This is a genomic window from Pontibacter russatus, from assembly GCF_009931655.1.
In the GTDB taxonomy this organism is placed as follows: domain Bacteria; phylum Bacteroidota; class Bacteroidia; order Cytophagales; family Hymenobacteraceae; genus Pontibacter; species Pontibacter russatus.
In genome coordinates this window covers 1153640-1165887 of sequence record NZ_CP047984.1, presented here as the reverse complement: position 1 = coordinate 1165887, position 12248 = coordinate 1153640, and the positions used below count along the sequence as shown (strand labels likewise).

Annotated in this window: 11 protein-coding genes; 6 read left to right on the top strand and 5 right to left on the bottom strand. The window is 56.3% G+C overall.

All coding sequences use genetic code 11. From position 1 onward, the window contains the following. Positions 1-35: 35 nt before the first annotated feature. Positions 36-2243, bottom strand: a complete 2208-nt coding sequence (locus tag GSQ62_RS04815) for a S9 family peptidase (protein WP_237586987.1) — start codon at positions 2241-2243, stop codon at positions 36-38. Positions 2244-2382: 139 nt separating this feature from the next. Here GSQ62_RS04815 and GSQ62_RS04810 point away from each other — a divergent pair, with 139 nt between their 5' ends. After that, positions 2383-2640 (top strand): acyl-CoA-binding protein, encoded by a 258-nt coding sequence (locus tag GSQ62_RS04810; protein WP_161888455.1) that lies wholly within the window; start codon positions 2383-2385, stop codon positions 2638-2640. A 58-nt stretch (positions 2641-2698) separates the two neighbouring features. Here GSQ62_RS04810 and GSQ62_RS04805 read toward each other — a convergent pair whose 3' ends face one another. The 4 genes from GSQ62_RS04805 to GSQ62_RS04790 form a co-directional block, all read right to left on the bottom strand. Then, positions 2699-3142, bottom strand: coding sequence for a putative signal transducing protein (locus GSQ62_RS04805; RefSeq protein ID WP_161888454.1), 444 nt, complete (start codon positions 3140-3142; stop codon positions 2699-2701). Between the two features lie 20 nt (positions 3143-3162). Further along, positions 3163-3387: a CDGSH iron-sulfur domain-containing protein gene (locus GSQ62_RS04800; protein WP_161888453.1), complete on the bottom strand. Its 225-nt coding sequence runs from the start codon at positions 3385-3387 to the stop codon at positions 3163-3165. A 208-nt stretch (positions 3388-3595) separates the two neighbouring features. Continuing rightward, complete coding sequence (locus GSQ62_RS04795; RefSeq protein WP_161888452.1) at positions 3596-4399, bottom strand: hypothetical protein; 804 nt, start codon at positions 4397-4399, stop codon at positions 3596-3598. 241 nt (positions 4400-4640) lie between these two features. Beyond that, positions 4641-7082, bottom strand: a complete 2442-nt coding sequence (locus GSQ62_RS04790) for a GAF domain-containing protein (protein ID WP_161888451.1) — start codon at positions 7080-7082, stop codon at positions 4641-4643. A 249-nt stretch (positions 7083-7331) separates the two neighbouring features. Between GSQ62_RS04790 and GSQ62_RS04785 the strand changes: the two genes are divergently transcribed. From GSQ62_RS04785 to GSQ62_RS04765, 5 genes are all read left to right on the top strand, one after another. Beyond that, positions 7332-7958, top strand: a complete 627-nt coding sequence (locus GSQ62_RS04785) for a DUF6565 domain-containing protein (RefSeq protein ID WP_161888450.1) — start codon at positions 7332-7334, stop codon at positions 7956-7958. 328 nt (positions 7959-8286) lie between these two features. Next, positions 8287-8901, top strand: a complete 615-nt coding sequence (locus GSQ62_RS04780; RefSeq protein ID WP_161888449.1) for a deoxynucleoside kinase — start codon at positions 8287-8289, stop codon at positions 8899-8901. A 211-nt stretch (positions 8902-9112) separates the two neighbouring features. Then, positions 9113-10777 carry a dipeptidyl-peptidase 3 family protein gene (locus GSQ62_RS04775; RefSeq protein WP_161888448.1) on the top strand — a complete coding sequence of 555 codons (1665 nt, stop codon included), beginning with the start codon at positions 9113-9115 and terminating at the stop codon, positions 10775-10777. Positions 10778-11046: 269 nt separating this feature from the next. Further along, on the top strand, positions 11047-11259 hold the full coding sequence (locus GSQ62_RS04770) for a hypothetical protein (protein ID WP_161888447.1): 213 nt from the start codon (positions 11047-11049) through the stop codon (positions 11257-11259). A gap of 116 nt (positions 11260-11375) precedes the next feature. Continuing rightward, the gene (locus tag GSQ62_RS04765) at positions 11376-12122 is read left to right on the top strand and encodes a YebC/PmpR family DNA-binding transcriptional regulator (RefSeq protein ID WP_161888446.1); all 747 of its coding nucleotides are present in this window, start codon (positions 11376-11378) and stop codon (positions 12120-12122) included. The last annotated feature ends 126 nt before the right edge of the window (positions 12123-12248 follow it).

The window sequence follows — 12248 nt, the reverse complement described above, 5'->3', positions numbered from 1 at the left end:
AAAAACAATTAACAATCAGCAACCAGCAATCCAACTTACTGGTTCTGCTCCAGCAGGTTCAGGAGGAATGCGTATTGCAGGGCTGTCTCTTTGTAGCGCTCGAAGCGGCCGGAGGCGCCGCCGTGCCCGGCCTCCATGTTGGTGTGCAGCAGCAGCATGTTGTCGTCCGTCTTCATCTCGCGGAGCTTGGCCACCCATTTGGCGGGTTCCCAGTACTGCACCTGCGAATCGTGGAGGCCGGTGGTGACGAGCATGTTCGGATAAGCCTTGGCTTCCACGTTGTCATAGGGTGAGTAAGACAGCATGTAGTCGTAGTACTGCTTTTCGGCGGGGTTGCCCCACTCGTCAAACTCGCCTGTCGTCAGTGGAATGCTGGTGTCGAGCATCGTCGTCACCACATCCACGAACGGCACGGCCGCCAGCACGCCTTTGAACAGCTCGGGGCGCATGTTCACCACGGCGCCCATCAGCAAACCACCGGCGCTGCCGCCCTGGGCAAACAGCTTGTCGGGATTGGTGTACCGCTGCTCAATCAGGTACTCCGCGACGTCAATAAAGTCGGTGAAAGTGTTCTTTTTCTTCAGCAGCTTGCCGTTCTCGTACCACTGGCGGCCCATTTCCTGGCCCCCGCGTATATGGGCGATGGCATACACAAAGCCCCTGTCCAGCAGGCTGAGGCGCACCGAGCTGAAGCCGGGGTTCATGCTGTTGCCGTATGAGCCGTAGCCATATAGCAGCGTCGGGTTCTGCCCGTTCAGCTCAAGCCCCTTGCGGTACACCAGCGACACCGGGATTTTGGTGCCGTCGTCGGCAGTGGCGAAAATGCGCTTTGCCTCATAGTTCTCCGGGTCGAAATCGCCTACCACCTCCTGGCGCTTCAGCAGCTCGCGCTCCTTCGTCTCCATGTTATAATCGTAGGTTGAGCTTGGTGTGGTGAGGGAGCTGTACTCAAAGCGCAACTCTTTGCTGTCGAAGTCGGGATTGGTGCTGATGTAGGCGGTGTAAGCCTCCTCATCGAAGTCTATATAATAATCCGTTTTCGGGTCGTTCCACTTCTTCACCCTGATTTGGGAGAGGCCGTCTTTGCGCTCCTGCAGGGCCAGGTAATCCCTGAAAATCTCGATGCCCTCCAGCAGCACGTTCTCGCGGTGCGGCACCACTTCCTTCCAGTTGGCTTTGCCCGGCTTGCTTACCGGTGTCTGCATCAGCTTGAAGTTAGTCGCACCGTCCTTGTTCGTGACGATATAAAACTTATCGCCGAAGTGGTCCACGCTGTACTCCAGGCCGCGCTCGCGGGGCTGTATCACCTTAAACACGCCGTTCGGCTTGTCCGCGTCCAGAAAACGATACTCGTTCGAGAGCGTGCTGCCGCTGCCGATGATGATATAGTCGTCGGATTTGGTTTTGTAGACATAGGTGCTGAAGGTCTCGTCTGCCTCGTGGTATACCTCCTTGTCCTGGGCGGCAGGCGTGCCCAGCGTGTGCTTGAAGATTTTGAAAGAGCGCAGCGCCGGGTCCTTCATGGTGTAGAACACGGTTTTGTTGTCGTTGCCCCACACGGCGCTGCCGGTGGTGTTGGGAATGGCGTCGGGCAGCAGCTTGCCTGTCTTCAGGTCTTTGAAGCGGATGTTGTATTTGCGGCGGCTCACGGTGTCTTCGCCGAAGGCCAGCAACTGGTTATTGGGGCTCACATCCATGCCGGCGGCGGCATAGTAGCTAAGGCCCTCGGCACGCTCGTTCGCGTTCACCATCACCTCCTCGGGCGCCTCCAGCGTGCCTTTTTTGCGGGCGTATATAGGGTACTCCTTGCCCTCCTCGTAACGCACGTAGTACCAGTAGCCATCGTCCTTGAACGGCACCGTGGCATCGTCCTGCTTGATGCGGCCCACAATCTCGTTGAACAGCTTCTCCTGCAGTTCCTCGGTGCCGGCCAATCGTTGCTGCGTGTAGGCGTTCTCTGCGTTCAGGTAAGCGATCACCTCCGGGTCCTCGCGCTGGTTCATCCAGTAATAGTTGTCGATGCGCGTTTCGCCGTGGGTGGTGAGTTCCTTGGGTAATTTTTTGGCAACGGGCGGTTGCGGCAGCTGCGTGGTAGGGGCCTCGGCTATTACCGCCGTATCAGCCGCGACAGTAGCGGCGCTGCTGCCACTGCCGGTGTTGCTGGAGGTGCAACCGGGCATAAAGGCCACGCAAGCGGAGAGTAGCAGGGCCGGGGCAGCAGCTTTCGTCATAAAGTTTTTCATATTTATCGTTGTGCTGGTTTATATAGGCGCAAAGGTCAGAACAGAGCCGTTAAAAATAGCGAATATTAAGGGATAAATATGCTGCAAGCAGCCCGATATTTCTTAATTTGACGCATCACGCTACAAGTATATATAACGTATGGCGACACAGGCAGAATTCGAAGAAGCGGTGGAAAGATCAAAGGCCCTGGCAGCGCGGCCAAGCAACGATGTGCTGCTGCAACTGTACGGCCTCTACAAGCAGGCCACCGACGGCGACGTGAACACGCCCCGGCCCGGCGGTTTCGACTTTAAGAGCATCGCCAAATGGGACGCCTGGAAGGGGCAGGAGGGGAAAAGCAGCGAAGAGGCCCGGACGGCCTATGTGCAACTGGTGAATGACCTGTCGGGAAAGTAGGGTATGGCCGCTGCCACCCGGGCATATATAGCCAATAGATTTCGACAATTCTTCCTGCTTACTTCCCTTTCCAGTGATTGCCGCAGTTGTAGCAGATAAATTTCCGGCTGAAGAAGGGCACCGGGAAACCCAGCAGGAGGTAGCTGAGGGAGAAAACCGTTTTGTTGTATTTCTCCTCGCCGACGTTGTCGGAGCCGCAGACCGGACAAACCCGGGCGGGAACGTGCTCCTGCAGCGGCGGGGCCAGCTCCAGGTCGTCGGTGTACAGGAACTCCGAGGTGCCGCCCTGTATCCTGGCCAGTATGGCGCGCGCCTCTTCCTCATCCTGGGCGGTCACCTTCAGCTTTACGCCGCCCACGGCCACCGAATAAAACGGCTGTGCCCCCACAATGTGCTCATCGCCCAGAAAGCAAAGGATGCCCTCTGCCTCCAGGCGGCCTTTCAGGATGTAGGCCTCTGTTACCTCGTTGAAAGTGGCGATGGTGACGAAGCGATCGGCCATGCGGGTGGTGCGTTAAAGTGCTATTGCTTCTTTGGCGGAAGGTCGAAGGCAACAGCCTCGTGCTCAAAATGCCCCTTGTGGGAGCCGTCGCAGAAAGGCTTGTTCTGGGAGCGCCCGCAGCGGCAGATGGATACCAACTCCCGGCCGCCCAGGCCATATACGTTGCCGTTCTTGTCTACTATCTCAAACTCGCCCTCTACCCGTAGCGAGCCGTTGTTGTTTACCGTTATTTTAGTTTTAGCCATCTTTAATGTTTGTTATATGTAGGTTATCATGCCAGCAGACAGACGAAGCCAGCTTGCGGTTTTGTCTATATAGGATTGCCGCCGGGGCTACAAATATAGCGAAATAGGCGGACAACTGGTGAAACGCACGGCAGTTGGAGGGAATAAAACAAAACCGGCCCCGGGCAGAGCCCGGAGCCGGTAAGGGAAATCTATATATCAACTTTACTTAGTTGCTGTAGAGGTAGCTGTAGGCCTGGCTCTTGCCGCCGGGCTTGGTTACCGTCTGCGTCAGCGGGAGACCGCGCTCATCGTAGGTATAGGTGTAGGCGTACGCATAAGTTTTATTGCTGTTGTGTACCAGCGCCTTCGAGGCCACCAGGTTATTGGGGCTGCTGGCGCTGCCCGGCTCCGCAAATGCGTAGAAGGGGTTCTGGTTTGAGTCGTAGGAGTAGGTGGTGGTGGAGAAAAGGCTGGCCTCGCCCTTCCCGTCTACCACGTACTGCTTCTCCTCGGCGTAGTTGCCGTTCGGCAGCAGGGCATAGGTGGTATAGGATTTCTGCCTGGCCTCCTTCTTGTCGTTCACCTCAAAAAGCGACTTCTTCTTCAGATGCTTCTCCTCGTCGTATTCATACGTGGCATAGGCGGTGTACTCCAGATTGCCGGCATTGTAGTAGGTCATGTCTGTTTTGGCGAGCAGCCCTTTGTCGTTGTAGGTATACACCTGCTCCGAGAGCAGCGCGTGGCTGCCGGCGGCGTGCGTGGTGGTCTTCAGCAATTTGCCGCTTCCGTCGCGCTCGTATTTCTCAAAGGTTTCGAGTTCGCCCGTTTTTTTGTCGTAGTGGTTTAACTGGCTCAGGTTCTTGCCGGAAAACACATACGAGGTCACTTCCGCGGAGTCGGCCAGGATATGGGATATCACGCCTTGGGTAAACTCCGGATTTACAGATTCCTGCTCATTTTTCTCGCAGGAGCTTAGTGCTACCACGCCACAGAAAAGGAGGGCGGGCATCAGTCTGTTTTTCAATTTCATTTGGCTAAAAGTTGAAATGATGAAACAAGGCCTGCTTTTGCAGGTTGCAGTCAAAACGCAACTTCTGTTTTAATAATTGCACAGGGTCCAAAAAAATATGAGCGGCGGGCTGCTGCCCGTGGGGTGCGGAGGGCCATAAGCAGCTATATTTCAGGTTGTAAGGCATTGGGTGCAGCCGCATGGGCGGGCGCATAATTTCTTCAAATATGAAAATTTATATATAAGGGAAAGGGCTCCGGTCTCAGTTCAGGCTCGCGCTGCTGGCAATGCTCAGCAGCTCGTCTCCGGCGTCAATGTTGTGGCGCAGTTCCTCTTTGAAGTTAACCGATACGCGCAGCGCCTTCAGGCCCGGCACCCCCGGCAACTCCTCCACCTCCAGGTGCTCCACCTGCCGGTGTATATATCCCTCCGACTGCAGGAAGTCGATGTAGCGCTGGTACTCCGCCACGTCTTTCTGCTGCGAGTACACAATGGCGATTTTGCCGGGCTGCGTCAGGCGCTCCTCGGAGCCGCGCAGCGTGGCCTTGTCAATCCGTTTTTTGACGATCTCGTAGCGCACGTTGTTGGCGCCGTCCACGTCGAACTTCTTCTCGTCGAGCCTGAACCGGATGGAGATCGGGTCGCTGTGAATGAGGATGAGCTGTGTTATCTCGAGGGGCAGCTTCAGGTTTGCCCGCAGCTTGTGTATGCGCCGGGCTATCTCGCAGGTGAGCATCAGTTGCCAGAGGCGCATGTTTTTGAGGTAAATGGGCTCGAAGCCGCCTTTGTTCAGCAGCGAGGCGCCGATATAGATGTTGTACTCCAGGCCATCGGTGCGGTACTTCTCGAAATAGTGCGGGAACAGGCGCTGCGCCTTCTCCTCCTCCCGGTCCAAGAACGTGGAGATGGTCTCGTTGATCATGAAAAGGCTCTCCTCGTATGCCCGGCGCTTGTTGTACACCACCCGGTAAGGGTTGTTGATGGCGTCGCGGTAGGCTTGTATGGCGGGCTGCGCCGCAGGGTGCTTTTTCATGAAATGGTCGAAGAGCGGCTCTATGTCGGCGCGCAGGAAGTCCAGCACCAGCACCTCGTCGCCGGAGCCCAGTTCGCTCACGATGTTCTGCGAGAACGTGTCGATTTTATATACCAGCTCATCCAGGATGGAGAGCGGCAGGCTGTCCTTCACCGCCAGTATCACTTCCTTGGCCAGCACCAGTTGGTCCAGCAGGTCGCCCTGTATGGCCTTGTTGCGCTCGGTGGCGGAGCCCCGGATGTCGGAGGCGCCGTAGAGCGGGTATATGTCCCGGAAAATGATGGGCTCAATCTCGGAGCTGGCGTTGCGCTCCATCTTCTCCAGCAGGTTCACGGCGGCCTGCGTAAAGCGCCACTCCACCACCGGGTGTATGGCGGTGTACTTCTCCTTGATGATACTCTGGATGCTGTTGCGCAGTTCCTCCAGGCTGCGGTTGATGGCCAGGGCAAACAGGGGCAGCAGCTCCTTCAGCCGGATGGTGGCCAGGGCGTTCAGCTCGCCGGGTATCGGCGAGGCCAGCTCCATCAGCCCGATGGTGTGGCCGTCGTACTGCAGCGGCGCGATAATCAGATTGCGGATCCCCTGCTCCAGCAGCTTCTGCTCAATCCGCGACGGATTGGAGAACACCTCCAGGTCTTCCACCACTATGGTGTTGCCCCGCTGCAGCACAGGCTCATATATGGAGTTTTGCAGGTCCTTCAGTATCAGGTCGCAGTCCTGCGTCAGCACCAGGCCGTTCCAGATCTTGCGGGCATAGCTGGTGTCAAACTCCTGCAGGGTGGGGCACGAGGCAAAACCAAGCCGGATGCCCGGCAGGCCGAACAGAATACGCAGCTTCTGCTGCAGGTTCAGGAAGCCCTCCTGCGTGTTCACAGAGTCGCGCTTCAGCAGGTCGAAGCGCAGCGACGAGAGCGTCTCCTCGTTTGTCACCTCCGTGAAATCATATATGGCAAAGCCCGTAAACTCGAAGCTCTCCGGCGGCAGCTTCATCATCCAGAGGTCCAGGTCGTTGTAGCGGTTTATCAGGAAATTGATTTCCCGGGGGCTCAGCTTCCTGATCTCTCCCTTGGCCTTCACCTCCATAAACTTCAGGTCGATGATGAGCTTGTAGTGGCGCGGCAAGCCCGTGAACTTGTCCCTGACGGTGAAGATAAAGGGCTCGTCGATGCTGAAGTTAGCGTTGTAGAATTTTTCGAGGATGAGCGTGTAGGCCGAGAGCGTGAGCCGGAAAAGCAGGGTTTTCGGGTCCATGTTCAGCTTCTGGGTGTGGCTGCCGCCGTCCAGCAGTTGCAGCTCGTCCAGCTTGGGCGTGGCATAAAAGCTGCGGAAGTGGAAAGGCACCACCGCCGCCATCAGTTCGTGCTCCCAGAGGGCGCTCGGAAAGATGTCCTCCATCAGGATGTCCACCGTGTCCACATACTTCTCAATCAGCGACACGTCCTCAATCGTCCCGGTCAGTTCAGGCGTGCCCCGCAGCAGGTCGGCCAGTTCGCGCACCCGCGCCGCGTTGCAGTTTGGGTCGGTCCTCTCCTTGTTTTCCCAATAGGCAATAAGCGGCGACAGGCTGAGCGAGGTCTTAAACGGAAACTCCTGCGCGCTCAGGAATATGTCGTCGTTGTTGGAGATGGAAACGACGGATTCGTGAAAACTGCCTTTATGGGATTTGCTCATATATAAATAATTTTTTCGCTTCGCAGGCGAGCATTTGCACAAACCATCCCGCACCCGCAAAGCCAATGTCTACTAAACGGATATTAACCGCAAAAGATGGTCCAATTACAGCTTCCTTTATATTAAATTTGTGTGATGGGCGGGCGCGGCGCGGCGCGTGCTGACGAGGTTGTGTCGGGGGCCGCAGAAATGTGGCATAATTTTTACGGAGGATGCCTGTTGTAGTTTAAGCAAACAGAAAAGAGCACTATGAAAAAAATGATGAAACGGGCGCTGGTACTGGTGCTGGCGACAGTTGCCTGGGGAGGCGTGCAGGCGCAATCGAAGGTGGAGCGGGAACTGGCCGACCTTCGCGCCTGGATGCAGCGCCGGTCGGCACAGGCCGACAGCACCATCCGGAGGGAGTGGCCCACGGTGAAGCAAGAGTACAAAGAGCTGACCTACGGCCTTAACCGCGACGCGGAGGAGCTCTCCGAAAGCTCCCGGAAAGAGTACAATACGATGAAGCAGCGCTTCGGGGAGTGGGAGGAGCGCCACGAGGCCGAGTCGGTGAGCCTGGACGGGGAGGAACTGGAGCGCTGGGAGCGGCAACTGACCGGCACCACGAACATCAGCCGCCTGAAGCCAGCCCGGATGTTCGACACCTACACGCAACTGCTGGAGAAAACACGGGCGCAGCGCCGCGAGTGGAGCCTCCGCGACTGGGAGTACGCCGAGTTTGTGTTCGGGGAGCTGAACAGCCGCAAGGCTGAGGTGCTGGACCAACTGACCAACAGCGACAAAATACGGATTGCGGCCCTGCAGGTGGAGTTCGCCTCACTCAAAAAAGGCCGCGAGGCCCGGGATGCCTACGAGCACATGCGCGAGAGCAACTAAAACAGGGACCGGCGGCAAGACGCGCGATAAAAGTCTAGGTCTCCAACTGCGCTGTATTTAGAGCAGGCGGCCCCGGCCATTTATGGCCGGGGCCGCCTGTTTTATCTTTTAGCCACAGGCATATATAGAATCGGGAAAGATGGCCTGGCGAAGAAAAGTTTTGCCCATGCCAGGCTGCGCGCACCGCAGCATATATAGCGAACTGCAGGAGCTGAAGCGGCGGGCAGCATGTTGATAACGCCGTGGGGAACTAGTATCGCGACAACCGCCAGCCTCTGCCGGAAAAGCCTTACTTTTGCTACCTATTCAGACAAAACCGCAGATTACCATGCACATTGCAATCGTCGGCAACATAGGCGCCGGCAAAACCACCCTCGCCGCCAAGCTGGCGCAGCACTTCAAGTGGGACCTGTACCTGGAGGCCGTCGAGAACAACCCGTACCTGAAGGACTTTTATGAGGACATGGAGCGCTGGGCCTTCCACCTGCAGGTGTACTTCCTCAACAGCCGCTTCAGCCAGGTCCTGCAAATACAGGACACCAGCCGCAGCGTGATCCAGGACCGCACCATATATGAAGACGCCTTCATCTTTGCCAAAAACCTGCACCAGTCGGGCCTGATGAGCACCCGTGACTACGAAAACTACTTTGCGCTGTTCCAGTCCATGATCAGCATGGTGAAGGCACCCGACCTGATGATTTACCTCAAAGCGGACCTGCCCAAACTGATCGGACAGATCGAGAAGCGCAACCGCGACTACGAGAGCAGCATCAGCATCAACTACCTCCGCAACCTGAACGAGCATTACAACACCTGGATGAGCAGCTACGACCTGGGCAGGCAGCTGGTGATCGACGTAAACAACCTCGACTTCGTAGCGAACCCCGAAGACCTGGGCACTATCATCGAAAAAATCCAGGCAGAGCTGTTCGGACTGTTCTAATCGGCAGAGAGCGTAACCGTTATATATAAACGGGCACATGTACAAATCCGGCAGGAAAAGCGACACGCCTTTCCTGCCGCCCTTTTCAGGTGCAACCATATGTAGAATCTTCCCTGCTATATAACCGGCGCAAAAGAGACAGGCGGCTCACAGGTAATTGCCCCCGGCCCAAATTTTGTTATCTTCCATTCCAAAAAAGCTATACCCTGATATGAAACCACGCCATATACTTTTTGCCACGGCGCTTGCGGCTGCCACCGTTGGCTGCACCAACACCACTTCCGAAACGGCTACAGCAGAAGCCACCGAGACCGCCCAGGCCAGCGACAGCCTGCAGCAGAAACTGGACATGTACACTACCGTGCGCCTCACCTCCGACCTGGCAGGGCTCAGCGCCAAAGAAAAGCAGATGATCCCGCTCCTGATTGGGGCGGCCGACATCATGAACGGACTGTTTTGGTACGAAGCCTACGGCCAGCGCGACTCGCTGCTGAACGCCCTGGCCAGCGAGGCTGCGAAGCGCTTCGTCCATATCAACTACGGCCCCTGGGACCGCCTCAACAACAACGCCCCTTTTATCGCAGGTGTGGGGCCGAAGCCGGACGGCGCCAACTTTTACCCAACAGATATGACGAAGGAGGAGTTTGAGCAGGCCAACCTCCCCGACAAGGCGAGCCAGTACACATTCCTGCGCCGCGACGCCGGCGGCAAACTGATCACGGTGCCGTACCATGTACAGTTTCAGAAGGAGGTGCGGCGGGCAGCGGGCCTGCTGCGGCAGGCGGCCGCGCTGGCCGAAGACGCCGGGCTGAACAAGTACCTGACCCTGCGCGCCGAGGCGCTGCTCACCGACAACTACCAGCCCAGCGACCTGGCCTGGATGGATATGAAAGACAACCGGCTGGACATCGTGATCGGGCCAATTGAGACGTACGAGGACAAACTGTTCGGCTACAAGGCCGCGCACGAGGCCTACGTGCTGGTGAAGGACATGGAGTGGAGCGAGCGGCTGGCCAAGTACGCGGCGTTTCTGCCAGAGCTGCAGCGGGGCCTGCCGGTGGCGGCGCCTTATAAAACAGAAACGCCCGGCACCGACTCCGACCTGAACGCCTACGACGTGGTGTACTACGCTGGCGATAGCAACGCGGGTAGCAAAACCATCGCCATTAACCTGCCCAACGACGAGGAGGTGCAACTGAAACGCGGCACCCGCCGCCTGCAACTCAAGAACGCCATGCGCGCCAAGTTCGACAAGATTATGGTGCCGATTGCCGAAGAGCTGATAGCGGAAGACCAGCAGCAGCACGTCACCTTCGATGCTTTCTTTGCCAACACCATGTTCCATGAGGTGGCGCACGGCCTGGGCATCAAAAACACCATCAACGGCAAAGGCACCGTGCGCGAGGCGCTGAAAGAGCAGGCCTCGGCGCTGGAAGAAGGCAAAGCCGACATCCTGGGTTTATATATGATTACACAGCTGCACGAGAAAGGCGAGATAGAAGGCAGCCTGGAGGATTACTATACCACCTTCCTGGCGGGTATTTTCCGCTCGGTGCGCTTCGGGGCGGCCAGTGCGCATGGCAAGGCCAACATGGTGCGCTTTAACTTTTTCAGGGACAACGGCGCTTTTGAGCGCGACGAGGAAACGGGAAGGTACCGCGTCAACTACCAGAAAATGCGGGAGGCGATGAACAAGCTGTCGGAGAAGATACTGACGCTGCAGGGCAGCGGAGACTACGCCGGAGTTGAGCAGTTGCTGGAAGAGCAGGGGCAAATTAGTCCGCAGCTGCAGGCCGACCTGGACCGCCTTGCCGAGGCCAGCATACCCGTGGATATTGTATTTGAGCAGGGTGTGGATGTACTGGGCCTGAAGTAAGACTATATGTAACTTGTTAATAATTAATTGGTTAAAATAAAGATGACTTCAATTAGGCTGCCGGAAAGTATTTGAAAAGCGGAATTTTCCGGTATAACTTAGTCAAGTGGCTGCCCCTATTTGGTGTAGCCACTTTATTTTTTAGTGGAGGCTATTGTACGACCCTTGTTACGGGTTTGGCTACCTGCTTGTTAATAACTTAACCAATTTGTTATGAGTATGTTATCCTTGACAATAAATCTTACTTCTATCTTTTAAGAAAACAGAACATGAAAAGCTTTTATGACTTCAACAGAAACAACCCGGAAGAGCGACTGGAGCAGTATGAGTTATACCCCGAGCTGGCTCTTTTTCATATAGCGCTGCGCGAAGAGATGGAAGAGGAAGAGTATCTGGCATTTTACAGGGCTGAGAAGGAGAGTGCCAGGAGGATGGCGGCACCAATGTATCAACAAAACAGGGGGCAATGGGCAACAGTATAGAACGCATCAGAGTATCTGATTAAAGGGGCAAGCCGATATATGGGGCTTGCCTTTTTACTTTGCAGGAAGGAGCATCTGTTTCAGGAAGATGAGGGAGTATCACAATAGCGCAACACATGGCAGGACATAACAAATGGTCGCAGATCAAGCGCAAGAAAGGCGCACTGGATGCGAAGCGATCCAAAATTTTCACCAAGCTCATCAAGGAAATAACCGTGGCGGCGAAAGTGGGCGGCCCTGACCCGGAAAACAATCCGCGCCTGCGCCTCGCCATACAGCTGAGCAAAGCCGCCAACATGCCCAAAGACAACATAGAGCGCGCCATACAAAAGGGCGAGGGCACCGGCGGCGATTTCAGCGACGTGACCTACGAGGGCTATGCCTCCAACGGTGTGGCCCTTTTCATAGAGTGCCTCACCGACAACATCAACCGCACCGTGCAAAACCTGCGCACCATCTTTAACAAGGGCAACGGCAGCCTGGCCACCAACGGGTCCGTGGAGTTCCTGTTCGACAGGAAGGGCGTTTTTGTGGTGAAGCGAAACCCGGAGCAACCTTTGGACGAGGAAGAACTGACACTGGAACTGGCCGATGGCGGCGCCGGGGAGGTGGAGGAAGATCATATCACCGTTTACTGTGCCATGGAAGATTTTGGGGCGATGCAGAAAAAGGCGGAGGAACTGCAACTGGACCTGGAGAACGCCGAACTGCAGCGCATCCCACAAACCACCGTCACGGTGCAGGACCCTGAAGCCGTCCGAAGAATCCTGCGCCTGCTCGACGCACTGGAAGACGACGATGACGTCCAGAAAGTGTACCACAACCTGGAGTTGAACGAGGAGGTGATGGCAGCACTGGAATAGATTCAGCCATATATAGCTTAGCTCTCAAAAGCGGGGCCAACGAACGCTTGTTTCTTCCTCTCCGGGAACGGGCGGTTATATATGGCCCGGTATGCCATATATAACCGTATACAAAGGCAGCCCATA